The sequence below is a fragment of the Flavobacterium sp. GNP008 genome (assembly GCF_056428965.1).
In genome coordinates, this window is sequence record NZ_JBWJVL010000001.1 from 1,265,708 (window position 1) to 1,291,910 (window position 26,203).

General features: G+C 35.7%; 25 protein-coding genes and 1 riboswitch. Of the genes, 6 read left to right on the plus strand and 19 right to left on the minus strand.

Annotation, left to right across the window (positions count from 1 at the left end; translation table 11 throughout):
* Positions 1–27: 27 nt before the first annotated feature.
* Positions 28–405, plus strand: coding sequence for a DUF3127 domain-containing protein (locus tag AC0608_RS05670; protein ID WP_416856237.1), 378 nt, complete (start codon positions 28–30; stop codon positions 403–405).
* 74 nt (positions 406–479) lie between these two features.
* Entirely contained in the window at positions 480–1,124 is a 645-nt protein-coding gene (aat, locus tag AC0608_RS05675) for a leucyl/phenylalanyl-tRNA--protein transferase (RefSeq protein ID WP_478288395.1), read from the plus strand.
* Here aat and AC0608_RS05680 read toward each other — a convergent pair.
* From AC0608_RS05680 to AC0608_RS05755, 16 genes are all read right to left on the minus strand, one after another.
* Positions 1,121–1,831 carry a HesA/MoeB/ThiF family protein gene (locus AC0608_RS05680; protein WP_478288396.1) on the minus strand — a complete coding sequence of 237 codons (711 nt, stop codon included), beginning with the start codon at positions 1,829–1,831 and terminating at the stop codon, positions 1,121–1,123. The two genes, aat and AC0608_RS05680, sit on opposite strands and share 4 nt — an antisense overlap.
* Before the next feature lie 84 nt (positions 1,832–1,915).
* Positions 1,916–3,037, minus strand: coding sequence for a 2-iminoacetate synthase ThiH (gene thiH, locus AC0608_RS05685; RefSeq protein WP_478288397.1), 1,122 nt, complete (start codon positions 3,035–3,037; stop codon positions 1,916–1,918).
* 82 nt (positions 3,038–3,119) lie between these two features.
* Positions 3,120–3,890: a thiazole synthase gene (locus AC0608_RS05690; RefSeq protein WP_478288398.1), complete on the minus strand. Its 771-nt coding sequence runs from the start codon at positions 3,888–3,890 to the stop codon at positions 3,120–3,122.
* Positions 3,877–4,509: a thiamine phosphate synthase gene (locus AC0608_RS05695; protein WP_478288399.1), complete on the minus strand. Its 633-nt coding sequence runs from the start codon at positions 4,507–4,509 to the stop codon at positions 3,877–3,879. The genes AC0608_RS05690 and AC0608_RS05695 overlap by 14 nt, the downstream gene beginning before the upstream one ends.
* The gene (locus AC0608_RS05700; protein WP_478288400.1) at positions 4,502–5,257 is read right to left on the minus strand and encodes a hydroxymethylpyrimidine/phosphomethylpyrimidine kinase; all 756 of its coding nucleotides are present in this window, start codon (positions 5,255–5,257) and stop codon (positions 4,502–4,504) included. The genes AC0608_RS05695 and AC0608_RS05700 overlap by 8 nt, the downstream gene beginning before the upstream one ends.
* Positions 5,230–5,829, minus strand: coding sequence for a thiamine phosphate synthase (locus AC0608_RS05705; RefSeq protein WP_478288401.1), 600 nt, complete (start codon positions 5,827–5,829; stop codon positions 5,230–5,232). Before AC0608_RS05705 ends, AC0608_RS05700 begins: the two co-directional genes overlap by 28 nt.
* Before the next feature lie 31 nt (positions 5,830–5,860).
* Positions 5,861–7,684, minus strand: a complete 1,824-nt coding sequence (gene thiC / locus AC0608_RS05710; protein ID WP_478288402.1) for a phosphomethylpyrimidine synthase ThiC — start codon at positions 7,682–7,684, stop codon at positions 5,861–5,863.
* A 185-nt stretch (positions 7,685–7,869) separates the two neighbouring features.
* Positions 7,870–8,076: a sulfur carrier protein ThiS gene (thiS, locus tag AC0608_RS05715; protein WP_417958710.1), complete on the minus strand. Its 207-nt coding sequence runs from the start codon at positions 8,074–8,076 to the stop codon at positions 7,870–7,872.
* Between the two features lie 63 nt (positions 8,077–8,139).
* A riboswitch (TPP riboswitch) is annotated at positions 8,140–8,236 on the minus strand.
* Between the two features lie 91 nt (positions 8,237–8,327).
* Complete coding sequence (locus tag AC0608_RS05720; protein WP_478288403.1) at positions 8,328–8,888, minus strand: DNA-3-methyladenine glycosylase I; 561 nt, start codon at positions 8,886–8,888, stop codon at positions 8,328–8,330.
* 2 nt (positions 8,889–8,890) lie between these two features.
* On the minus strand, positions 8,891–9,544 hold the full coding sequence (locus AC0608_RS05725) for a queuosine precursor transporter (RefSeq protein ID WP_478288404.1): 654 nt from the start codon (positions 9,542–9,544) through the stop codon (positions 8,891–8,893).
* A gap of 150 nt (positions 9,545–9,694) precedes the next feature.
* The gene (tsf, locus tag AC0608_RS05730; protein WP_417958707.1) at positions 9,695–10,519 is read right to left on the minus strand and encodes a translation elongation factor Ts; all 825 of its coding nucleotides are present in this window, start codon (positions 10,517–10,519) and stop codon (positions 9,695–9,697) included.
* Between the two features lie 132 nt (positions 10,520–10,651).
* Complete coding sequence (gene rpsB / locus AC0608_RS05735; RefSeq protein WP_039108714.1) at positions 10,652–11,449, minus strand: 30S ribosomal protein S2; 798 nt, start codon at positions 11,447–11,449, stop codon at positions 10,652–10,654.
* Positions 11,450–11,623: 174 nt separating this feature from the next.
* Positions 11,624–12,010, minus strand: coding sequence for a 30S ribosomal protein S9 (gene rpsI / locus AC0608_RS05740; protein WP_073204671.1), 387 nt, complete (start codon positions 12,008–12,010; stop codon positions 11,624–11,626).
* A complete protein-coding gene (gene rplM / locus AC0608_RS05745) occupies positions 12,010–12,465 on the minus strand; it encodes a 50S ribosomal protein L13 (RefSeq protein WP_091202984.1) in 456 nt (151 codons plus the stop codon). The genes rpsI and rplM overlap by 1 nt, the downstream gene beginning before the upstream one ends.
* A gap of 232 nt (positions 12,466–12,697) precedes the next feature.
* A complete protein-coding gene (locus AC0608_RS05750) occupies positions 12,698–13,510 on the minus strand; it encodes a ferritin-like domain-containing protein (protein WP_417958705.1) in 813 nt (270 codons plus the stop codon).
* 19 nt (positions 13,511–13,529) lie between these two features.
* Positions 13,530–14,273 carry a ferritin-like domain-containing protein gene (locus tag AC0608_RS05755; protein WP_478288405.1) on the minus strand — a complete coding sequence of 248 codons (744 nt, stop codon included), beginning with the start codon at positions 14,271–14,273 and terminating at the stop codon, positions 13,530–13,532.
* Positions 14,274–14,515: 242 nt separating this feature from the next.
* On the opposite strand from AC0608_RS05755, the gene AC0608_RS05760 reads away from it, so the two are divergent.
* Positions 14,516–15,538, plus strand: a complete 1,023-nt coding sequence (locus tag AC0608_RS05760) for a LacI family DNA-binding transcriptional regulator (RefSeq protein WP_417958703.1) — start codon at positions 14,516–14,518, stop codon at positions 15,536–15,538.
* Positions 15,539–15,624: 86 nt separating this feature from the next.
* Here the strand turns inward: AC0608_RS05760 and polA are convergent, their stop codons facing one another.
* Positions 15,625–18,465, minus strand: coding sequence for a DNA polymerase I (polA, locus tag AC0608_RS05765; RefSeq protein ID WP_478288406.1), 2,841 nt, complete (start codon positions 18,463–18,465; stop codon positions 15,625–15,627).
* Between the two features lie 355 nt (positions 18,466–18,820).
* On the opposite strand from polA, the gene AC0608_RS05770 reads away from it, so the two are divergent.
* The 3 genes from AC0608_RS05770 to AC0608_RS05780 all read left to right on the plus strand — a co-directional run bounded on the left by AC0608_RS05770 (position 18,821) and on the right by AC0608_RS05780 (position 22,122).
* The gene (locus AC0608_RS05770) at positions 18,821–20,314 is read left to right on the plus strand and encodes a phage tail-like protein (protein ID WP_478288407.1); all 1,494 of its coding nucleotides are present in this window, start codon (positions 18,821–18,823) and stop codon (positions 20,312–20,314) included.
* A 203-nt stretch (positions 20,315–20,517) separates the two neighbouring features.
* Positions 20,518–21,762 carry a metallophosphoesterase gene (locus AC0608_RS05775; protein ID WP_478288408.1) on the plus strand — a complete coding sequence of 415 codons (1,245 nt, stop codon included), beginning with the start codon at positions 20,518–20,520 and terminating at the stop codon, positions 21,760–21,762.
* Positions 21,763–21,825: 63 nt separating this feature from the next.
* Positions 21,826–22,122: a thioredoxin family protein gene (locus AC0608_RS05780; RefSeq protein WP_073352222.1), complete on the plus strand. Its 297-nt coding sequence runs from the start codon at positions 21,826–21,828 to the stop codon at positions 22,120–22,122.
* Between the two features lie 15 nt (positions 22,123–22,137).
* On the opposite strand, the gene AC0608_RS05785 is transcribed toward AC0608_RS05780, so the two are convergent.
* On the minus strand, positions 22,138–22,779 hold the full coding sequence (locus tag AC0608_RS05785; protein WP_478288409.1) for a polysaccharide deacetylase family protein: 642 nt from the start codon (positions 22,777–22,779) through the stop codon (positions 22,138–22,140).
* 73 nt (positions 22,780–22,852) lie between these two features.
* A complete protein-coding gene (locus tag AC0608_RS05790; protein WP_478288410.1) occupies positions 22,853–26,134 on the minus strand; it encodes a glycosyltransferase family 117 protein in 3,282 nt (1,093 codons plus the stop codon).
* Positions 26,135–26,203: the final 69 nt, after the last annotated feature.

Consider the following 26,203-nt stretch of genomic DNA (forward strand, 5'->3'; position numbering starts at 1 on the left):
CATAAATAACAATAAAAAATAACGAAGATGGAAGTTACAGGAAAAATTAAAATGCTTGGGGATGCTAAAAATGTAGGAAACGGTAGTTTCTTAAAAAGAGAGCTTGTAGTAACAACAGAAGAACAATATCCGCAACACATTTTAGTGGAATTTGTACAAGATAAATGTGATTTATTGAATAGTTTTAAAGTAGGTGAAGCGGTAAAAGTTTCTATCAATTTAAGAGGCCGCGAATGGGTAGATCCACAAGGTGTGACTAAATATTTCAATGCAATTCAAGGATGGAGAGTAGAAAGAGTTGCGGCTGATGCACCTAATGCGCAAATGCCTCCAATGCCAGCTGCCGAAGCATTTGCTCCAGCTACAAATTTAAACGAAGAAGAAGCAGACGATTTGCCATTTTAATCATTTGATTTTTATTCATAATAGTTAACACCCCGACAGTTATAATAGCTGTCGGGTTTATTTTTTAATAAAGAATGTATTATTTAACTGCAGCACTATTCTTTCCTCCAGTTTCTCAGACTAATGCTGCGGGTATTCTCGCTCTTGGGGGAGATTTGTCTGCTGAACGTTTGCAACTTGCTTACAAAAGTGGAATTTTTCCATGGTTTGAAGATGGAGAACCCATTACATGGTGGTCACCAAATCCCAGAATGGTTTTGTTTCTGGATGAATTGATTGTTTCAAAAAGTATGCGTACTATTCTTAATCGCCCTATTTTTAAAGTTACTTTCAACCAGAATTTTAGAGATGTCATTTCGAATTGTCAAAACATAAAACGCGAGGGTCAAAACGGGACTTGGATTACCAATAATATGATTGAAGCTTATTGTAAACTACACGAATTAGGTAGTGCTAAATCAGTAGAGGTTTGGCAAAACGAAAAATTAGTAGGCGGACTTTATGGTATCGATTTAGGTCATGTTTTCTGTGGAGAAAGTATGTTTTCTACAGTTTCCAATGCTTCAAAAGTAGCTTTCATCGCTTTGGTAAACGAATTAATGAAAGCCAATTATCAATTATTAGATTGTCAGGTGTATAATCCCCATCTCGAAAGTCTGGGTTGTAGAGAAATTGAAAGAGGTGATTTTATGGAAATATTAAAAAGACAACCGTTTTAAAACTTCAGTTTAGTAAAACTCCAATCTAAAGTATTGTAAAGCACCAATTCATTTTCTAAAGTAGGTAATTCCAGAATCAGTTTCAACGTTTCATGCGCCATCATAGTTCCGATAATTCCTGGAAGCGTACCCAATACACCATTCGAATTACAATTGGGAACGTCTTTTGGATTTGGTGGTTCTGGGAATAAATCACGTAGATTTTTAGTTCCATTATGGTTGAAAAGGGCCATTTGTCCCTCAAATTTCAAAATGCTCCCATAGATCAATGATTTTCCTAGTTTTACGCAGGTGTCATTTACCAGATAACGGGTTTCAAAATTATCACAGCCATCAACAATTACATCAAAATCCATGATGATTTCTTTGGCGTTTTCAACGGTTAATTTTTCTTCAAAAGCAACAATATGAATCAATGGATTTAAGGTTTCTAAAACACATTTGGCTGTAAGTGCTTTTGATTTCCCAACGTGCTGCTCCATATATAAAATTTGGCGGTGCAAGTTGTGCAATTCTATGGTGTCAAAATCCACAATTCCTATGGTTCCCACTCCAGCGGTTGCCATATAGTGTAAAATTGGACAACCCAATCCGCCTGCGCCAAGTACTAAAACTTTGGCTTTCTTGAGTTTTTCCTGTCCCGAATTGCCTATTTCCTGCAACATCATCTGGCGGTTGTAGCGTAAAAAATCTTGAATGATACTCATTTTTTTAGTCTTAAAGTTGAAAGTCATAAAGTTGAAAGTCAAAAGAAGATAAAAAGTAAGTTGAGTTCTTTTGACATTAAGACTTTATGAGATTTGATTGTATATTTTATCCCAATCTTTCCAAACGGGTTCGTATCCTTTGCTGGAAATAACTTTTGCAATCTCGCCAGCAGATCGTTCATCACTGATTTCAAATTGCTCCAATGATTGTGGATCAACTGCATAACCGCCAGGATTAGTTTTAGAACCGGCACTCATACTGGTGATACCAATTGCAATACTATTATCCCGAAATTTTTCGTTCTCTCGGGTAGACATAGAGATTTCTAAATCTTCATTCCACAAGCGATAGGCACAAATGAGTTGGGTCAAATCGGCATCCTCCATGATGAAATTAGGCGCAATAACTCCTTCCGCCGGTCGTAATCTCGGGAAAGAAACCGCATATTTAGTTTGCCAATAGGTTCTCTGTAAATAATCCAAATGCAAGGCGTTAAAAAAACTGTCCGTGCGCCAGTCTTCCAATCCTAATAAAACACCCAATCCTATTTTATGAATACCCGCAGTTCCTATTCTATCGGGAGTTTCTAGACGAAAATCAAAATTGGATTTTTTTCCTTTGGTATGATATTGTTTATAAACATCTCGATGGTAGGTTTCTTGGTATACTAAAATTGAATAAACACCAGCGTCATGAAGCTGCAAATATTCAACTGTTGACAAGGGTTGCACTTCGGCTGAAATGATCGAAAAATCATTTTTTATTTGTGCAATTGCCTTTAGAAAATAATGAATGTTTACAGTATGATTTGCTTCTCCAGTAACCAATAAAACATGATCAAATCCCGCTTTTTTCAAGACCTCGATTTCTTGCGTGATTTCATTTTCGGTAAGTGTTTTTCGCTTGATTTTATTGTCTAAACTAAAACCACAATAGGTACAAATGTTTTGGCATTCGTTGCTTAAATACAAAGGAGCATACATCTGAATTGTTTTGCCAAATCTTTTTTGGGTTAATTTCTGTGCCAGCTGTGCCATTTGCTCTAAATGAGGGAGGGCAGCCGGTGAAATCAATGCCAAAAAATCATCTAGATTGCGTTTGCTTTTGGCCAAAGCCTGTTCGACTTCTAAGGAAGTAGTACTGTATATTTTAGATTTAATAGTATCCCAATCGTAATTGTCAAAAACCGCTTTAAATGTTTTCATTGTTTATGTTGGTTATTTAGTGATCATCATTTTTGGTGTTCAGTTTCGGCTTCCTCTCCTTTGGAGAGGGTTGGGGAGAGGATTACTCATACAAAAACGCTGTCAAAGGACTTGAGGCCATTGCACGATTTGCTTTTTGCGCTAATTGCGCTTCGAAGGCTTTTCGACCTGCAATAACGGCTTCTCTAAAAGCTTCGGCCATTAATATAGGGTTTCCGGCAACGGCAATGGCTGTGTTTACCAAAACGGCATCTGCTCCAAGTTCCATCGCTTTTGCAGCATCGGATGGTGCGCCAATTCCGGCGTCTATAATCACGGGGACTTTGCTCTGTTCGATAATAATTTCCAAAAAATCGATAGTTTTTAATCCTTTGTTACTGCCAATTGGTGAACCCAAAGGCATCACCGCCGAAGTTCCGGCGTCTTCTAGTCGTTTACATAAAACGGGATCCGCATGGATGTAAGGCAAAACGATAAATCCTAATTTGGCTAATGTCTCGGTAGCTTTTAAGGTTTCGATCGCATCGGGCATCAAATATTTTGGATCGGGATGAATTTCCAGTTTAAGCCAATTGGTTTCTAATGCCTCCCGAGCTAATTGTGCTGCAAAAATGGCTTCTTTAGCATTTCGAGCGCCAGAGGTATTGGGTAACAAATTAATCAGCGGATGTTTCAAATGTGATAAAAGAGCATCGGTTTCGGTTTCTAAATCCACACGTTTTAATGCTACGGTTACTAACTCGCTTCCAGAGGCTAAAATGGCTTCTTCCATCTGTTGATTGGAACCAAATTTCCCAGTGCCTAAAAACAAGCGGGATTGAAAGGTTTTGTCTCCTATTTTAAATGGTACCATATAAGTTGTCGTTAAGTTGATTGATAAGTTGGGATGGATTTTGGGTTTGTGTAATCAAACGAGAAACAGCAATACCATAAATTCCGGTTTCCATTAAGCTTTCCACGTTTTCTAATGTGATCCCTCCAATGGCATAAATGGGAATTTGGATGTTTTTTATTTTCATTTGTTTAATAATCGAACGATAGCCTTCCAATCCTAAAATTGGACTTAAATTTTGTTTGGTAGTGGTAAATTGAAATGGACCCAGACCAATATAATCACATTTTTCGGCTGTTCTTTGGAGCACGTCATCAAAAGTGTTTGCAGTGCCTCCAATGATTTTTGTTTTTCCTAAAAGGACTCGGGCTTCTTCCACCTTCATGTCACTCAAACCCAAATGAACTCCATCCGCATCCAATTGTTGCGCTAAATGAACGTTGTCATTGATGATAAAAGTGGCTAAATATTCTTTGCATACCATTTTTATGGCTTCCGCCAAAGTGAAAGCATCATCTGAATAGTTTTTTTTGAACCGCATTTGTATCCAATCGCAACCATTGTCCAATGCTTTGTGAATGTTATACAATTGTTCTTTAACTGTATTTCCCTGCGAAATGTAGTGTAACCTATTATGCATGATGGTATCCTAATTTAGTTGGGTTGGATTCTAAGTACGTTTCTATATATTTTTTGGCATTAATACAAGCTGTTTTCAGGTCTTGCTCCAGAGCTATATTTGCGACAATGGCTGATGATAGTACGCAACCGGAACCATGTTTTTCGAAAACCAAAGTATTATTTGGCTTAAGCCTAAAGATTTCCTTACCGGTATATAAATAATCAATGCCTATTGCTGCAGGATTATGACCGCCTTTTAGTAACACGGCGCAGTGTTTTGAAAGTGTTATCGCAATTCTTTCTGCATTAATTTCTTCAGAAGACAGTTGCACAATTTCATTGTAATTGGGTGTTATCAAATCAATTGCTTTCAATATCTCAATCAAAACAGTTTGATTTTTAATAGTGATAAAATGGAATTCAGTAGTCGATTTTAAAACGGTATCCCAAACAATTTTTGTTTTTGGCGAAAGCTTTTTTATCGTAAAAACAATTTCTTTTAAGTAGTCGAGTGAAGGAACAATTCCAATTTTTACTGCTTTGATAGTATAGTTTTTAAACAATTTGTCTAGTGATCTCAATACAAAAGCTTGGTCAGTCCAGTGCATTTCGAAGAACTCCTTTTCGGTTTGAATGGTGTTGCCTGTATTCAATGCAAAACCATAGACGTGATGCTGCTCGAATGTTTTGATGTCTGCCAAAACCCCTGCACCTCCAGACGGATCAAAGCCTGCAATTGTTAATACGTAAGGTCTGTTTTCTGACATAATTTAAAATTTTTGACTGGATGTTTACTGTTCCAAATGGTACCTAAAAGTGCAACATCATCAAAACCATATGCTAATGCGGTTTTGATTCTCTCAGATGTAATTCCACCTACTGCAATCAATGCAGTTGTGTTATTCTTTCTTTGTCCCAATTCTTTTTTAAAATCTATATCCGAAGCATAATTGGGTTTAGAAATACTTTCGAAAACCGGCCCAAAAAAAGCATAATCAAAAACAGTAAATAATTGTTCAAAATCAGCCATGTTATGGACTGAAGTGGAGAGTGAAAATCTATTTTTCTTCCATTTTTTTAAACATTCCTCAGATGTTTCGATTCTCATTTTTTCTGTAAAATGAATGCGTTGTATTCCAGATGCCGAAGCCAGTTGATGATGACTTTGTAAAACCAAACTTTGTCTATAATCCGTTTTTATTTCCGATATGTAAGCTTTCATTTCTGCTTCTGAAAAACCGGGTTTTCGAATGTGAAGCAACTCCAAACCATTTTCGAAAAGCAAATGGAGGGTATCGATTTCATTAGGAATAGGAATTGGATTTGTGATTACGATCATAGTCTTTTCTCTTTCTTCTTTCCTCTATTTTTTAGATATAAATTTCCTTTCCACTTTTTACAAATTCTTGCGACTTCTCTTGCATTCCTTTCTCCGCTTCAGCGACATCACGGATTTCCTGCGAGATTTTCATTGAGCAGAATTTGGGTCCACACATCGAACAAAAATGAGCCACTTTGGCACCATCTGCTGGCAAGGTTTCATCATGAAATTCACGAGCTGTATCGGGATCTAATGACAAGTTAAACTGGTCTTCCCAACGGAATTCAAAACGTGCTTTGCTCAAGGCATTGTCACGGTATTGTGATCCAGGATGCCCTTTGGCCAAATCAGCGGCATGAGCCGAAATCTTATACGTGATAACACCGTCTTTAACGTCCTTTTTATTGGGTAAACCAAGGTGTTCTTTTGGTGTAACATAGCACAACATGGCACAGCCATACCAGCCAATCATTGCCGCGCCAATGGCGGAAGTGATGTGGTCATAGCCCGGGGCAATATCCGTTGTCAATGGGCCTAAAGTATAAAAAGGAGCTTCGTCACAGTGTTCCAGTTGCTTGTCCATATTTTCTTTAATTAGGTGCATCGGTACATGACCGGGACCTTCAATAAATACCTGAACATCGTGTTTCCAAGCAATTTTTGTCAGCTCACCAAGTGTTTCCAATTCGGCAAATTGAGCGGCATCATTCGCATCGGCAATAGAACCTGGGCGTAAACCATCTCCTAATGAAAAGGCTACGTCATACTGTTTCATGATTTCGCAAATTTCTTCGAAATGGGTGTAAAGGAAGTTTTCTTTATGGTGAAATAAACACCATTTTGCCATGATAGAACCACCACGGGAAACAATTCCGGTAACACGGTCAGCAGTTAAATGGATGTAACGCAATAAAACGCCGGCGTGAATGGTGAAATAAGAAACTCCTTGTTCCGCTTGTTCTATTAACGTATCACGGAATACTTCCCAAGTTAAATCTTCGGCAACACCATTTACTTTTTCTAAAGCTTGGTAAATAGGCACCGTTCCAATTGGCACTGGAGAATTTCGGATAATCCATTCTCTGGTTTCGTGAATATTTTTTCCTGTCGATAAATCCATAATCGTGTCAGCCCCCCAACGGCATGCCCAAACTGCTTTTTCCACTTCTTCTTCGATCGTGGAGGTTACGGCGCTGTTCCCAATGTTCGCATTAATTTTTACCAAGAAGTTGCGTCCCACAATCATCGGTTCGCTTTCTGGGTGGTTGATGTTGTTTGGGATAATGGCACGACCTCTGGCTACTTCACTGCGGACAAATTCAGGTGTGATCTTGGATTTTGGCGTATTAGCTCCAAAACTGTTTCCGTCATGTTGGCATTGCATCGCCTTGGTTTGTTCGTTTATCAACTCCAAGCGTTGGTTTTCACGAATGGCGATGTATTCCATTTCGGGCGTGATAATTCCCTGTTTTGCATAATACAATTGAGATACATTAGCTCCTTTTTTGGCCCGCATGGGTTTGTGCAAATATTCAAAACGCAATTCGTTTAGTTTTTCGTCATTGAGACGTTTTTTACCATATTCAGAAGAGATTTCAGTCAATTCTTCTACGTCATTACGGTCCAGAATCCATTGTTCTCGAATGCGGGGCAATCCTTTTCGAATGTCAATTTCGATATTTGGGTCGGTGAAGGGACCTGAAGTATCGTAAACGGTTACCGGTGGATTTTTTTCTATTCTGCCATTTGACATTTTAGTGTCTGCCAATGCGATTTCACGCATCGCTACTTTTATGGGATGAAGGATTCCGTCTACGTAAATTTTTGTAGAGTTTGGGAAGGGAGTTCTTGAGATTTTTTCTTCGTTATTCATTTGTTTGAATTTTATATTTTAGGAGTGTTCGCCTTCTGCTAGGGATAGTAATGGAAAGCCCGTAAAGTGGAAAGCCAAATAAAACAAGGATGAGTGAAGCGACCGTAAGGAAGCTTTGACTAAGACTATGTTTTATAGGATTGCAACTGCGGGCTTGAAATGGATAGCCCGCCCGAGCTGCCCAATTAACCTCCCTGAGTTGCAGAGATGATGAGAATGTCGTCGGTTTCTTGTATGGGATGGGAATTCCAGTTGGATTTTGGAATTACGGTATTGTTAATGGCTACGGCGATTCCTTTTTGTTTGATGGGAATTTCCAAGTCAAGAAGTGCCTGAACAGTTAGACTGTCAGTTGTAAATTGTTTCGTTTGATTGTTGATTTTAAGCTCCATTCCTTTTGAATTTAGTATACAGTTATACTTTAGGAATGGCTACAAGGGTACATAAATGTACTAGGAAGTCATCTTACTTTTCCCTACGCTAGTATGAACTAGATCAGGTTCAGAGGGTAATTCTCAGCCTACAATGTTGTAGACACCCCTAAAGTGTGGAGCAAAAATAGGATATTATTTAATAGGTAATTCTTAAATTTGAAAAAAAAATAAAACTTTTCAAACTTGTTTTGTTATTGATCTTTAAAAAGTTACTGTTTTTTCCAGCAATCTGCTACGTGATCGTCGACCATTCCAGTGGCTTGCATATGCGCATAAACTACCGTAGACCCCACAAATTTAAACCCGCGTTTTTTCAAATCTTTACTGATTGCGTCCGAAAGTGGAGTAGTGGCAGGAACTTCTTTTAGCGATTGTCGATTGTTATTTATTGGTTTTCCACCGGTGAATTCCCAAATGTATTTACTGAAACTACCAAATTCTTCTTGTACTTTCATAAAGGCAACTGCATTTGAAACTGCCGATCTGATTTTTAATTGATTGCGAATGATTCCAGCGTTTTGCAACAATTCCTCGATTTTATCTTCGGTATAAAGGGCTACTTTTTTATAGTCAAAATCATCAAAAGCTACTTTGAAGTTTTCTCTCTTTTTTAAGATGGTTATCCAACTCAATCCCGCCTGAAAGGTTTCGAGGATTAAAAACTCAAATAATTTTTGATCCTCATAAACGGGAACTCCCCATTCTTCATCATGGTATTTTTCGTAAATAGCAACACCAGCGCACCATTTACATCTTGATTTGTCATCCATAATTATTGAGTTTCTTCTGATAAATATTTTTTAATTAAATGGTGACCTAAATATATTAATGGAGTCAGTAAAATAGCGATTCCTAGTTTGAATGTATAGCCAATCAGTGCCGAACTTAAAAAGGTATCAAAGTTGATTTTCCCGGGTAGCCAAAATGCAATTCCTAACACTATAAAGGAATCAAATAATTGGGAAACAACTGTGGATCCGGTTGTTCTGAGCCATATTTTCCGTTCCCCTGTTCTGTTTTTGAAAAACCAAAAAACGCTTACATCAATCAATTGGGAAACTAAAAATGCAATAATACTACCGGCAATAATCCACATACTTTGACCAAATACGGCATAAAACTGAGAATCATTTACAGGACTAATCCCTTTTGCCGCGGGAACAATTATGGCTAAAAGTAATATGATAAAAGCATAGCCTATTAAACAAGCCGTAATATAAGATAGTTTTTTTACTCCTTTTTCTCCAAAATATTCATTGATTAAATCGGTAGTGAGAAAAACGATTGGCCAAGGTAAAATCCCAATACTCATAACGAAAGGGCCTATTTGTATCAATTTTCCACCTATCAATTCGGCGACAACAGCATTAGTGATAAAGATTCCGGCTAGGATAACGAATACAAGTTCTTTTTTGGTTTTGAACATAAAAAATAATTAGTACTCAAATTTAGTGTTTTAATTTATTTTTTAGATAATAAAAAAATCCCATCTTGTTTTTACAACAAAATGGGATTTTATATTTGAGTTTAGAAAACTTAAATAAATTAAGCGATTCTGAAACAAGTTCAGAATAAATTATCCTAACGCAGCTCTTTTGAAACCGGTAACGATAAGATCTTTATCTAAAGATTTAGCATAAGCAGCAACGCTCATTTTATTGTCTTTAATATAATCTTGGTTTACTAAAGTATTATCTTTAAAGAAACGAGCCAATTTACCTTTAGCAATATTGTCTAACATTGCTTCAGGTTTTCCTTCTTGACGTAGGATATCTTTAGCAATTTCTATTTCTTTTGCTATAGTGTCAGCGTCAACACCAGTTTCGTCTAATGCGATAGGTGACATAGCTGCAGCTTGCATAGCAATGTTTCTTGATACTTCATCAGCACCTTCAATTTTTGCAGATAGACTAACTAAAGTAGCAATTTTGTTTCCAGAGTGAATGTAAGACCCGATGAAAGCACCTTCTAATTTTTCGAAAGTTCTTATCTCTAGTTTTTCACCGATAACTCCAGTTTGCTCGATTAATTTATCAGCAACAGTAATTCCGTTGAAATCAGCTGCTAAAAATGCTTCTTTAGTGTCAAAATTCAATGCTAAATTAGCCATTTCAGTAGCCATTTTTACAAAGTTTTCATTCATCCCTACGAAGTCGGTTTCACAATTTAATGTGATAACAACTCCAGCAGTTTTGTCAGCATTTACAACAGCAATTGCAGCACCTTCAGTAGATTCTCTATCTGAACGATTAGCAGCTACTTTTTGTCCTTTTTTACGTAAGTTTTCGATAGCTAAATCGAAATCTCCGTCTGCTTCAACCAAAGCTTTTTTGCAGTCCATCATTCCTGCACCAGTGATTGTTCTTAATTTATTTACGTCTGCAGCAGTAATTGTTGCCATATGTATTATTTTTTAAGGTTAAAAGTAAAAAATTCCAAGTGTTAAATCCAATTTCCAATTTTATTAAATTATCAACTTTAGGTTTCTAATTTTTTATGGAGAGGAATTTAAAACTTGGAATTAAATGTTAATTTATTCTTCAGTTGCAGTTGGAGCAGCAGCTTCTACAGCAGGAGCTACTTCTACAGCTTCAGCAGCAGGAGCAACAACTTCAGCAGTAGCTTCACCTTCTTTGTCAGAACCTCTATCAGAAAGTCCTTCAACAATTGCAGCCGTAACTAAAGATAAAATTTTATCAATTGATTTAGAAGCATCATCGTTAGATGGGATTACAAATTCAACCTCTCTTGGGTCAGAATTGGTATCCACCATTGCGAAAACTGGAATGTTTAATTTTTGAGCTTCTTTTATTGCAATGTGTTCTGCTTTGATATCAACTACGAACAATGCAGCTGGTAGTCTAGACATGTCAGCGATTGAACCTAAGTTTTTCTCTAATTTAGCACGAAGACGATCAACTTGTAAACGCTCTTTTTTAGAAAGGGTCATGAATGTACCATCTTTCTTCATTTTATCAATAGTAGCCATTTTTTTAACAGCTTTACGGATAGTTACGAAGTTAGTTAGCATTCCACCAGGCCATCTTTCAGTGATATAAGGCATGTTTGCAGCTTTTGCTTTTTCAGCAACGATGTCTTTTGCTTGCTTTTTGGTAGCAACGAATAATATTTTTCTACCTGATGCAGCGATTTTTTTCAAAGCTTCATTAGCTTCTTCAATTTTTGCTGCAGTTTTATATAGATTGATAATGTGAATACCATTACGCTCCATATAAATGTAAGGAGCCATGTTTGGATCCCATTTTCTAGTCATGTGTCCGAAATGAACGCCTGCTTCTAGTAATTCTTTTACTTCTACTTTGTTTGCCATTTTGTTCTAGTTTACGTTCTGTTGATTAGCAATGCATAAATGGCGATTTCTCGGCTTTATACATTTAGATGCTAAACTATTTCCTACCTCGGTAGGAGAGCAACAACAACTGTTTTTTTTAATTTCAATAAATAATTGACAATGTCTTGTCCTATTTGAACAAGACAGGTACTATTAACGTTTAGAGAATTGGAATCTCTTACGAGCTTTCTTCTGACCGAATTTCTTACGTTCAACCATTCTTGGATCTCTTGTCAATAAACCTTCTGGTTTCAAGATAGCTCTGTTTTCAGCATTTACTTCACACATAACGCGTGCCAATGCCATTCTTACAGCTTCTGCTTGACCAGTTGAACCACCTCCGTAAACGTTCACTTTTACGTCAAAGTTGCTTACATTTTCTGTCATAGACATCGGTTGTAACACTTTGTACTGTAAAGTTGCTGTTGGGAAATAAGTTTCGAATGGTTTTTTGTTTACAACGATTACTCCTGTTCCTTCCGAAACATAAACACGTGCAACAGCGGTTTTTCTTCTACCGATTTTGTGAATAACTCCCATTACTTAAGATCGTTAAGGTTAACTGTTCTAGGTTTTTGTGCGCCTTGTTTGTGCTCTGATCCTACAACAACATTTAAATTTCTAAAAAGTTCCGCACCAATTTTGTTTTTTGGTAACATCCCTTTTATTGCTTTTTCTACTAGTAATGCAGGGTTTTTTGCTTGCAATACTTTAGCAGTTAAAGTTCTTTGACCTCCTGGGTAACCAGTGTGACGGATGTAAGTTTTTTCATCCATTTTGTTACCTGTAAGGTTGATTTTTTCTGAGTTGATAACGATAACGTTATCTCCGCAGTCCACGTGTGGTGTGTAACTTGGTTTGTACTTACCTCTCAAAATCATAGCGACTTTTGAAGCAAGACGACCTAAGTTATGACCATCAGCATCTACAACAATCCACTCTTTTGTAACAGTGGCTTTGCTTGCTGATTGTGTCTTGTAGCTTAATGCGTCCATAATATATTTTTAATTAAACATTCCATCCCCAATAAAGGGGTTGCAAAAGTACAATTATTTATTTTAAATACAAACACCTGTAAAAGATAATTTTAACTATATATCTATAGATTTATTTTTGGATGAAAATGCCAGATTAATTTTAATTAAAACGATGATAAATAAAGTCTTACACAAAAAAAACCATCTGAATTTAGGATTCAAATGGTTTTGATAGTAAGGGAATTCAATTTTATACAATAAATATATTTGCTATTGCTACCGCTTGAGCTGTTGTCAAAGGTTCATCATAAGATTCAGAACCTGCATCAGCACCAAATAAAGCAGCTGTATTATATCCGGCTTGAACTGTAACTTCTTCACCATCATATACTGCTTGTGTTGCAGCGGGCATACCTGCTCCTCTTTGATTTCCTGAAATCCATCCTTTTAATCCTCTGAGTCTTCTTACTTCTGAGGCATGTCTGGCTTCAACAGAGTGAATCTGTAATGCAGCCGTAAGTAAATCTGGGGTTGAAATTAGATTTCCTGCCTGTCCTTTATAAGCTCTTACGCCTGTGTCTTCAAAAGCTTGGGCCAAGGCAAGAAAAGTTGGGTAATCTGTAAAGGGTTTGAAAGCGCCACCAACGGTAAAATCAAAAGTAGGTTTAGGTACGAAATTTGCACTTGCAGTGCCACCCAGGCCGTTAATTAGAAACGTAACATGGCTGTTTTCATGTTTAGAAATTTGTTCAAAAACTTTTCTATCACGCCCTAAATTTTCAAGTAAAGGGATTACACCGGAATCTAACGCCATCTGATAAAATTCCTTTTCAAGATATTCTAGTGTTAAAGCAAGCTGCAAAGCCCCAATGGGTGTACTAGGAGTTGGCGAGATATCGGCCGCATATGCTGAAGTTGATACTGATGCTAATCCGAATGGAATGGCTGCTAATGCTAAGTTTTTCCCTAATGTACTGAATTGTCCTAAACTTTCTCTTCTGGAGCCTTTCGTTTGCAATATATTTTCATCTGCAAGAGATTCTATAAATTTTAATATGTTCATAATTTCTAAATTTAAAAGTTTAAGGTAAATACTGTGCAGTAAAATTTGTTGTGATAAATCCACCAGCTACAGGAATTACTTGTGATGGGTTACTGGCTACGTCTAGTCCTGTAGTGACATTTATAACATCATCTCCGGCAAAATCTTTTGAATTCGGATTGATTAAACTTCTGATCGCCGAGGCGTGCCTTGCTTCAACAGAAACTATTTTTCCTGCTAATAGGAGGTAATCAGGACTTTTGATTAATTTTCCAGCACCGTTATATGCAGCGACTCCGGTATCTTCCAAGGCTTTTGCCGTAGCTAAAACTTGTGTGCGGTTGCTGAAATTTAAGGTTCCATAATCAAAAGCTAAGGTGGGTAGTAATTGAGTGTTTGGATCCGGTAAAGCCCCTGTTAAGGCAGTCTTGAAAAACTCTCTGTGAATGACCTCATGACGATACAAATCAGTAAGAACTGCTTGATCTTGTGCTGTGAAATTCGTTGTGAATCCAGAAGCGTTTACTACTTTAGTATAAAAATCGGCTTCTAGCTGTTCTAGTGCATAAGCATAGGTTAGGACACCAAAATCTCCACCGCCTAAATCAAAAACTCCATTTCTTACTCCGGGAAACTGATTTACTGGATCATTCTCATAATCGTCATCATTACAGCCCGCTAACAATAAACTTGTGCCCACAAGTGTGAGGCCACTAATTTTCAGGAAGCTCCTTCTGTTTGTGAAAGATGGTTTTACTTCTTGAATCGAAACTACATTTTTCATAATCTAAACATTTAAAAGGTTAATAGTTGTATTCTTTCTGATTAATGATTTAATATGTATATTTGCGATTGATGAATTAGGATTACAAATATAATAATAAAAAACCACGTCTTAGGTATTGATTTTCAATTAATTGAAATGTAAAGTTGGTTTAATTTTAATGGTTATTATTATAGAATTGTTGAAATAGTTTGTATAATTACCATATAGTCTCCTCTTCCCCTCGTTAATATTTTAAATTTATGAAAGCTAAAGCTACATTAAAACAAATAGCAAAAGAACTTAATGTTTCGGTCTCAACAGTTTCGAAAGCACTTAACGATAGTCCGGAGATTAGTGAGTTAACTAAAGTTAAAATTAAAGAATACGCAAAACTCAAAAACTACAAACCCAACGTTATTGGTCTGAATCTTAAAAACAGAAAAACAAAAACTATAGGAGTTATTATACCAAATATTCTAAACTCTTTTTTTGCTAAAGTATTTAGTGGTATCGAAAAAGTAGCAGATGAAAAAGGATACAATGTTATAATGTGTATCTCTAACGAATCGTCAGAGAAAGAGGCGCATACGCTGGAAATGCTGAGTAACGGAACGATTGATGGATTTATTGTTTCTGTTTCTGAAGAAGCCCAAAAAAATCACGATTACGACCATTTTTCGGCAATCATTAATGATGGAACCCCAATTGTTATGTTTGATCGAATTGCCGATGGTGTCGATTGTGACAAAGTAATTGTTAATGATTTTGATTCAGCATTAAATTCTACCCAACATTTAATTGATTTAGGGTGTAAAAATATTGCCTTGTTATCCTCTATTGATAATCTAAGTGTTGGAAAACTAAGAGTCGAGGGCTATCTAAAAGCATTAAATAATAATAATATTTCAGTTAATAATGATATTATTTTAAGAACGGACTCCGAAGAGGATTTAAAAGATAAAATCGAAAAAGTTTTTGAAAATAAAATAGATGGCATTTTTGCTTTGGAAGAAAATGATTCTGTTGCCGCTTTGCGTATTGCACTTAAAAAAGGATATAAAGTGCCTGAGGATATTTCAATTATTGGTTTTGCCGATGGGATTCTCGCTTCCCGTAGATTGTCTCCCAGTTTAACGACGGTAAGTCAGCACGGAATCGAAATAGGAGAAGTAGCCGCTAAATTGCTTATCGACAGGTTAGAATCTAAAGAAGAGCATGTTCCTTATGAAACCGTTGTCATTAAAACTAAATTGAAAGAAAGAGAGTCAACAAGAAAATTGTAGCAACTCATTTTCTATAACTACAAAAAAAATCTCTAATCGTTTTTGAACGATTAGAGATTTTTTTTTGGATAGAATAAAAGATAATTTTAATGCGCTTCCAGCCAGTCTTTTCCTGCTCCTAAATCAACGTCTAACGGAACTGCAAGTGTGAAGGCATGTTCCATTTCGTGTTTAATCATTGGTTTGATTTTTTCGAGTTCCGAATTGTGTACATCGAAAACAAGCTCATCGTGAACCTGCAACAGCATTTTACTTTTCCAGCTTTCAGATGTGAGTTTTTGATGAATGTTAATCATCGCAATTTTGATGATATCAGCAGCGCTTCCTTGTATCGGGGCGTTGACCGCGTTTCGTTCTGCACCGCCACGAACAATGGCGTTTTGTGAGTTGATATCTTTTAAATAGCGGCGACGCCCAAGGATTGTTTGCACATATCCGTTCTCTCTTGCAAAATCTATTTGTTCCTGAATGTAAGATTTTAATCTTGGATAGGTTTGATAATACGCCTCAATTAAATCAGCGCTCTCTTTGCGAGATAAGTTCGTTTGATTGCTCAATCCAAAAGCCGAAACCCCATATATAATTCCGAAATTTACCGTTTTGGCATGACTTCGTTGCTCGCGGGTCACTTCTTCTAATGGAACATTAAATACTTTTGAAGCAGTAGATTTGTGAATGTCTTCATGATTTTGGAAGGCGGCAATCATGTTTTCTTCCCCGCTTAGAGCAGCAATAATTCGCAATTCTATCTGAGAATAATCGGCAGAAACAATAGTGTGATTTTCATCTCGGGCTACAAATGCTTTCCGGATCTGTCTTCCTCTTTCAGTACGGATCGGAATATTCTGCAAGTTGGGATTGTTCGAACTCAGGCGTCCAGTTGCTGCCACGGTTTGCATGTAATCAGTGTGAATGCGCTGGGTAATTTTATCTACTTGATTGGGTAGTGCGTCAACATACGTGTTTTGTAACTTAATCAATTGTCGCCAATCCAGAATGTCTTTTACTATAGGATTATCAGTAGCTAAATAACTCAAGATTTCTTCTCCAGTAGCATATTGTCCTGTTTTGGTTTTCTTTTGTTTAGCCCCGCCAATTTTTAATTTGTCAAATAAAACAGCACCCAATTGTTTTGGGGAGGCTAAATTGAATTTCTCGCCAGCAGTTTCAAATATGTTTGCTTCTAGAATTTTGATATCATCATCTAATGTTTTCGACAGTGATTTTAAGAAATCAACATCCACGCGAATGCCTTCTTTTTCCATATCTGCCAAAACGTTTACCAGTGGGATTTCGATTTCCTCAAAAAGTTTTTTAGTTCCAGTTTTGTCTAATTCTAAAGTAAAAATTTCCCTGAGTTGTAAGGTTACATCAGCATCTTCAACGGCATACTCTTTAATTTCTTCTAGTTCAACATCACGCATTGATTTCTGGTTTTTTCCTTTTTTACCAATTAAAGTTTCAATGGATTGGGGCGAATATTTTAAATACGTTTCCGATAAAATATCCATATTATGACGCATATCTGGATTGATCAGATAATGGGCAATCATGGTATCGAATAATTTTCCTTTTACGGTAACATTGTAATTGGTCAGAATTTTCAAATCATATTTTAAATTTTGTCCTATTTTTTCAATATTTTCATTTTCGAAGAAAGGAATGAATTTCTCGATTAAAGTTTGTGCTTCTTGTTGGTTTTCGGGAAAAGGAATGTAAAATCCTTTTCCTTTTTCATACGAAAAAGAGATTCCTACCAATTCAGCATGTAAAGCATCTAGTCCAGTTGTTTCGGTATCAAAACATACCGATGATTGGTTTTGTAAGTTTTGCAATAGTAATTTTAACCCTAAATCACCTTGGATTATCTGGTATGAATGAGCAGTGTTTTCTAAATTATTATAAAATTGATGGCGCGCTTCATCAGATGAATCGTCCTGAATGGCACTTCCAAAAAGGTCAAACTGTTCTTCGTTTTTAGGGGCAGTTTTTTTGTGTAATTTTGTTTCGTCGATGGTAGTACTGCCTGCTGGGGTAATCCCTTTTTTAAATATGGCATCAAATTGTTCCGCCATTCTTCGAAATTCCAATTCGTTGAAAAGGGCATCCGTTTTATCGACATCAGGAGTTGATAATTCATAATCTTTCTCATCAAAAATAACGGGACAATCCAGTAAAATTGTAGCCAGAGTTTTAGACAACAACCCTTTGTCTTTATTGGCTTCAATATTTTCTCTCATTTTTCCTTTTAGCTTATCCGTATTGGCTAAAAGATTTTCCATGGTTCCAAATTCTTTCAAAAGTTTCTTAGCGGTTACTTCGCCTACACCAGGTAGCCCTGGGATATTATCGGCAGCATCACCCATCATTCCTAAAAAGTCGATTACTTGATCTGGTCTTTCAATATCAAATTTGGCTAGAACTTCCGGAATTCCCCAGATTTCTATTCCATTACCCATTCGAGCAGGTTTGTACATGAAAATATTTTCGGAAACCAGTTGTGCAAAATCTTTATCAGGTGTAACCATAAAAACCTTGTAATTTTCTTTTTCGGCTTGTTTTGCAATAGTCCCAATTAAGTCGTCTGCTTCATAGCCCTTGACTTCAATTATAGGAATATGCATGGCTTTAAGTAAATCTTGGATATAAGGAATGGCAATTTTTATAGCTTCAGGTGTGGCATCACGGTGGGCTTTGTATTCAGGAAATATTTCATTTCTAAGTTGGCTTCCGCCATTGTCAAAAGCAACAGCTAAATGATCTGGTTTCTCTCTTTTAATAACATCCATTAAAGAATTCATAAATCCCATAATGGCGGATGTGTCCATTCCTTTAGAATTGATTCTTGGATTTTTTATGAAAGCGTAATATCCTCGAAAGATTAACGCATAGGCATCTAGAAGAAAGAGGCGTTTTTGTTGTGACATAAATTGGGATTTTGGTAAAGTTTTCAAAAGTACAAAACTTGCCAGATAAAGGAGTGAAGGAATCAAATATTTCTTTTGAAGGTTTTTTTAACCAAATTAAGAGAAAAAAGGGGCTACACTTAATGTAAACGACTTTAAGCAATCCATCTCTCTAATTTTATAAACAGGAAAATAATTACAAATGAAAACGGATATATTTTTAGGATGTTTAAAACTGTAAGATTATAAACATATTAATCTAAAAATAGCCGTTTTTATCGACTAAAAACATATTTAGCCGATAAAAGGCTTAATTTTGAATTTTAGTACTGTTGCTAATACCAGTATTTGTCTCCAATCATTTAATTTATTTGTTATGAAAAAACATTACTTTGCTAAAAGGGTAGTTCAAGCCTGTTTGTTATTTTGTATGACAATAACGTCAAATATGTTTGGGCAAGTAGGGATTGGTACGACTGCGCCTCATGCTAGTTCAATATTGGATGTGTCCTCCACAACCCAAGGGATGTTGACACCAAGGATGAACACAGCAGAAAGAATTGCTATTGTTTCTCCAGCAGATGGCTTAATGGTGTATGATACCACTTTAAAGTCTTTTTATCACTTCAATTCAACCTTATCCCTATGGAATGTTTTAAATAGTGGTACAAGTGACCGATTAAAATTTAAACGTATAAAATCTACGGATGTTTTAGCTACCGTTTTAGCAGCAGAGAAAGCAGCTGGAGGAAATACTAAATATCTTTTGGATGTGAGTACGTATTATGAAATAAATGGAGCTATAACACTAGATTTACCAATAGACTTAAATAACTCCTATGTTTCTGGTTTGGATGCAAATGAAGATAAGTTGATCAGAACTTCAGGAAATCTTTTTGATGGAGCCTCAGGAGGAAGTATTAGAAATGTAACAATTCAAGTTACAGGAGGAGGAAAAGCCTTTAATTTAAGTGGTACGGCAGCACAAAATCTGATTCTTAGAGATGCTATAGTGGGAGGGTGTTCTAACGTAGGTACAGTAACTGGATTTGGATTGGTATTTGTAAGTATTGTTCAATTTGTAGGGAACGCTTCAGGAATTACGTATGATAGTATTAGTAAATTATTGATAAGTAATGTAGCTTGGTTTAGTAATAATTCAGGGACTTATGAAAAATTACAAGGAACCTTTGGGTTAGTACAAAAACAAGGTGGTTTCAGTGAGGTGACGGGAACATCTATTGGATTTGACGTTTCATCTAATCCAACTATAACTGGGGATGCAGTTATGGAGACAGTAGTATTTACAGGCACAGTAACGTCTGGTAAGTATGTAAACGGCTATACTACCGGGAGTTATTCGGGGTATAATTTTAACAATAGCTGGAATGTCCGTAGTGCCGGTATACCTAACGAGACAGATGCTACCGCAGTGGGAGAGTTTTCTGTCGATTATCCAGTTGGTTCTGGTGCAGGAACAAATTTTAATATGGTTAATCCAAGTAATATTATAAAAGTACAAGGGGTTTCGGCTTCAACAAATTTATTTAGATTTTCTACCTCAGGCTTAAACAATCGACTTACATATTTAGGAAAAAAGAAACGATTTTTTCAAGTAACGGGTTCTATTTCTTTTCAAGTTACAAATCCAGGCACGTATATTATTTATATAGCCAAAAACACAGCTGTTGTTACTCAATACAAGATTTATGGGCGTGGTACTGTTGCCAGTGATATAGTGGTATTGCCATTAAATGCTTTAGTAGAGTTGAATACCAATGATTATGTAGAAGTATATGCGCAACGTTATTCCTCTACGATGCTTACAGATAATATGATAACTCCTAACATGACATTGGTTATAAAATAGTAATAATAATGATTCAAAAAACAGCATTAATTATCACACTAATTAATGCTGTTTTTTGAATGATAATTTACCATTACACTATTTAATTTATATTATTTAAAAGAGGATGTGGGTTTGTAATAGGACGGTCAAGAGTTAAATTTTAATTAATTAGAATCTGTTTTAATTAATTGTTTTGTTATTTTGTGTAAAATTTTTTTAAAATGATCTTCCGTATCGTATTTCTTTCTTTAATCCTTCTTATTGTTGAGCTATATACTTTTCAAGTACTGAAAACTTTGATAAAATCAAGACCAGTATTATTTTCAATTCAGCTAGCAAGCCTACTCGTTTTAATATACATTGTTTATTCTTTGATGCAGTTTGACCGAAGTAAGGGTCAGACCAAAGAAATGATGGTTGTTATGGGGCTGTTATTGATAGTTTATGTTCCAAAATTAATTTTAACTCTTGTATTAATAGGAGAAGATATTTTTAGGTTAGCAACTGGAACCGTTAAATTCTTTGTTAATTATGACAAAGGTTCAGATTTTTTGAATTCCAGAAGAAAATTTGTTAGTCAAATAGGGTTGGGATTAGCGGCAGTTCCCTTTTTATCTTTAATTTACGGAGTGACTATAGGAAAATACAATTATAAAGTAATCAAGCAACAGATTTTTTTTCCTGATTTACCGGATGCTTTCGATGGTTTTACTATTACTCAAATATCAGATGTTCACAGCGGAAGTTTTGATAATCCGGATAAAATTAATTATGCGATTGATTTAGTTAATGAGCAAAATTCTGATCTTATCTTATTTACGGGTGATATTGTGAACACTGACGCGAAGGAAATGCACCCGTGGATAGAGACATTCAATAGGATTAAAAAACACCAATATGGTAAATATTCCGTACTGGGGAATCACGATTATGGTGAATATATTACATGGCCAACAGAAGCAGCAAAAGAGGCCAATTTTAAAGCTATAAAAAATTTGTATGGGGAAATAGGCTTTAATTTATTATTGAATGAACATACATTTATTGAAAAGGGAGACGCTAAAATTGCATTGGTAGGCGTCGAAAACTGGGGGCATAACTTCAAACAGGCAGGAGATTTAACTAAAGCTTCAGGGCAGTTAAAGAAAGAAGATTTCAAGATTTTGATGAGTCATGATCCCTCACATTGGGAGCATGTAGTGCAACATGACGATAAACATTATCACCTCACACTTTCCGGTCATACACATGGAATGCAATTTGGTATTGAAATTCCAGGTTATTTCAAATGGAGTTTAGCGCAATATGTTTACAAACAATGGGCTGGATTATATGAAAACCTCGGAAGATACGTTTATGTAAATAGAGGATTTGGATTTCATGCATATCCAGGCAGAGTAGGTATTATGCCGGAAATAACAGTCATTGAACTAAAAAAAGGTGTTAATGTGGCTGAATACGTTTAAAATGCTACATTTGTAAAATAAATATCTCTTTTTAGTGAATTTAAAAAATTAAATTTTTGGTTTATGTCAAAATTTGGAGAACTTATAAATACTCAAGTACCTGTGTTAATTGATTTCTACACAGAATGGAATGAATCTTCCGTTTCAATGCATCCTGTTATCAGAGATGTAGCAGCTGCTCTTGGTGATAAAGCAAAAGTTATTAAAATTGATGTGGATAAAAATCAAGAATTAGCAGATGCTTTACGAATCAAAGGTTTGCCTACTTTGATGATTTACAAACAAGGTCAAATGATCTGGAGGCAGTCTGGGGAGTTAGATGCCAATACTTTAATTGGAATTGTTCAGGAACAATTGTAAAATTGGCTCTGCAGGTTACAAAACGGCACAAGTATAATTTTTTTCTTTTAAAAATTCAAGAGTTTTTGGCAGTACGTATTCCAGATTTTTGAATGCTTTTAGACTATCGTGAAAAACGATAATACTTCCTGGCTTTACATTTGTTATCACATTCTGCAAGCATTGTTCTTTTGGAATAGTTGTGTCAAAATCAGCGCTAAGCACATCCCACATAATTATTTGGTATCCTAATTTCCGCAATGCTATGGATTGTGCGGTTTTTAATTTGCCGTAAGGTGGACGAAAAATTTTAGTTTTTAGATTAGAATTGACAGTTTGTTCTATTACTTCTTTGCACAGTTGTGTATTTTCAATATAAGCTCCAGTTGGCGTTTTCCAACCATTTAGATGATTGAAGGTATGGTTGCCTATAGTATGGCCTTCGCAGATTATTTTTTTGAATAAATCGGGGTTTTTTTTAATGTTTTCTCCAATACAAAAAAAAGTAGCTTTTAAGTCGTATTTTTTTAATTCGTCTAACACCCATGTAGTAACTTCTGGAATAGGGCCGTCATCAAATGTGAGATATACCGTATTTTGGCCTTTGGAAACATCCCAGGTATAATTAGAGAATATTTTTTTGATGATCCAATGCGTCTTTATCCAGTAGAATTTCATTTTTCCTTTTTAAAATAAAAAAAGACAGCGACATTTTTTCAAAATCGCTATCTTTTCTAATTGGTATTTAAAATTACTCTTTTTCACGTCCAAAACGTTCAAACATTTTGATGTACGTATTGAATGTTGTTTTATTCTTGTTGTAAAAATCGATATCGCCATTTTCTTTCATGACTTGCAGCAGACTTCTGTAACGCTCAAGATCTATTATGATAGGCGTTGCAATACTGCTTTGTTCTGAAGATTTAAGATTGCCATAATAATTGAGGTTTTCCTGATATTTACCTATTAGTTTTTCTAGCAGTCGATGTGCTTTTGCTTTCTCATTAATCTTATAATATCCTCCTGCAAAAGGCTCAACTAACGAGTAATAACCGAAGTAGTCCAAAGGCATTTTTGTCATAGCCAAATCGATTATAATTTTTGCTTTGTCTATTTTACCTTCAATAATTAATTGATTCATTAATCTGGAAAGGTAAGAACGATAATTTATACTATTTCTTCGGGTCTCCGGATCGTGATATATTGTACTGCTTTCACTATTTCCCCAATCCCATTTCATAACCTTGGCAAACATTTTGTCAGAGTCTATTTGTCCCATTTCAAGCGGACCTCCATCTTTAGGGATTATTGTTCTTACAGGTACTAATTTGTATACCATTCCTTCGAGTTGAAGGTATTCTTTCATCCAGATATAATCTTCGTTGTCAAAAGCGCCTCCACTGAAATAAATAGGGCGTTTCCAATTGTTATTGGCAACGATATCCAGCATCATTAATCTGTTTTTATACAACGCATTGCCTTTTATATCTATGTCAATATAGGGAACTATGGAATCATTGTATTTAGCAGAGACCACTTTGTTTTTAATAATAATATTTTTGTCTACTGGAATTCTAATTTTATTGGTAGGGTAAAAATGAATGGTTTGTCCGTTTTGCATTTCTACAGTTGATTTTGGGTTTTTTATAAAATCTATAAAATCCTTTATATCCCAACGGGTTTCAACTTTAGGAATGTGCGCTACATAGTCCAGCTTATCTCCCACATATTGATCGTGTGTAAACGAAATAGGCAAAGGATCTGATTCGTAGGTTTTAGTCTTCATTTGGTCGATATACCAGTCCGTCATGAATAAACTAGTGTTCACAATTTTGACATCTGTTCTCACTTTTTCAATTTCCTGCGCATACCAAAGCGGGAAGGTATCGTTGTCACCAATTGTAAATAATATGGCATCAGGATCACATGAAGTAAGATACGCTTTTGCCATAGCTACGGCAGTATATTTCCCAGAACGATCATGATCATCCCAGTTTTGAGCTGCCATAAGTACCGGTGCAGCTAACAAACTTGCTGCAATTATTATTGGACCTGCAATTTTTGGAGCTAAATATTTTGTGGCACTTTCGTACAATGCATAAACACCAAAGCCTATCCAAATGGCAAATACATAAAAGGAACCTACTAGGGCATAATCCCTTTCTCTCGGTTCAAAAGGTCTTTCGTTCAAGTAGATTTTCAACGCTATTCCTGTAAAAAGGAATAAAGCGAGTAGTACATAGAAGCTTTTTAAGTCCTTATTCGCATGGTACATTAAGCCGATAAGTCCAAGAATAAAGGGCAAGAAGAAATATACATTTCGACCTTTATTGTTTAACACATCCGATGGCAGATTTTCTTGACTTCCTAAATGCAGTTCGTCTATAAATGATATTCCGCTAAGCCAGTTACCATCTAAATAATCATACCTGCCTTGAACATCATTTTGACGCCCCACAAAATTCCACATTAGATATCTCCAATACATGTAGCCAAACTGGTATTCAGTCATAAAGCCAAGATTGTCAGCTGTTGTTGGTTTGTCAACTATTAAGTAATCACCATAGCTCTTAAGAAATTTTATATAACCTTCATTGTCAATTTGTTTCTGAGCGTAGGCTTGTCTGAATTCATTAACCGTTTTTTCGGTTTCATTTTTCAATTGAGCAATCGCTTTATTGTAATCTTCCTCACTTAATTGGCTTGGATCTATCCCATATTTGGCTAAATCATCTTCGTATGGATAATTAGGGTTTAATCTGAATTCAGGAGGATTCGTGAAATTCATATAGTTTTCAATATGATCGCCACTCCACATTCTTGGTAAAATAGTTTTGTGATTGTCGTCTGTATTTTGATCCGCATTTTTGAAATTATTTACAATAACATATGTACCAGTTTTGTAGTCTCTTTCATAATTGGGCGCCTTATCCATATAAGGTGTTTTTTCATCTAAACCGGCAAAGCCTTCAGTATATTGTGGGCCATAAAATAATGGATTTACACCATATTGTTCTCTGTTGTAATAGGCCAGGACCTCCCTAGCATCAGAGGGTTTGTTTTCGTTAATTACCGTATTTGCATTTGCTCTGATAGGGAGCATCATCCATGTGGAGAAACCAATTAGAATAAATAAAATACAAAGTATGATAGTATTGTAAAGTACCAGCCCTTTTTGTTTGGTGTATTTTAATCCAAAATAAAAGAAAGCTATTAGCAGTAGTCCGACAAATATTGTCCCAGAATCAAATGGTAATCCCAAACTATTTACCATGAAAACCTCTGTTTTACCAAAAAATCCCATAGTCATAGGAAGAAGTAATTTGAAGATAAAAAGTAAAATAGCAATTACTACAAGATTTGCAATTAGAAAATTCTTGATAGTAACCACTTTATAGTTTTTAAAAAAATACAGAAAACCTATTGCTGGAATTGTTAGTAAAGCCATGAAGTGTACGCCAAATGAAAGTCCTACAACAAGAGAAATGATTAATAACCATTTATTTCCTCTTGGAGCATTCATTTCTTGCTCCCAGCGTAATCCCAGCCAAAATAATAAAGCGATCAATAATGAAGCCATGGCATAAACTTCGGCTTCTACGGCGTTGTACCAGAAACTATCCGAGAATGTGTAAGCCAAAGCGCCTACAAATGAACTTCCTAATATTACAATTTCATTGTTCTTATTTATTTCTGAAAATCGAGAAACCAATTTTTTTAAAAGCATCGATGAAGACCAAAACAAAAACAAAATGGCAAATGCACTCGAAAATACGGACATCATATTGACCATTAAAGCAATTTTTGTTTCATCAAAAGCAAACATCGCAAAAAAAGCTCCAATCATCTGATACAATGGAGCGCCCGGTGGGTGTCCTACTTCTAATTTAGCAGCGGTGGCAATGTATTCACCACAATCCCAAAAACTCATGGTGGGCTCAACAGTCAAAGTGTAGGTTAATAATGCGATTCCAAATGTAAGCCAACCAATAATTGTATTCCATTTATTGAAATTGAATGCTACTTTCTCCATGTACTAAAATTTAATTGAATTGTAAGTTACAAAGAAAATGTTTTTTTGTTTAACCGTCCTACCATTAAC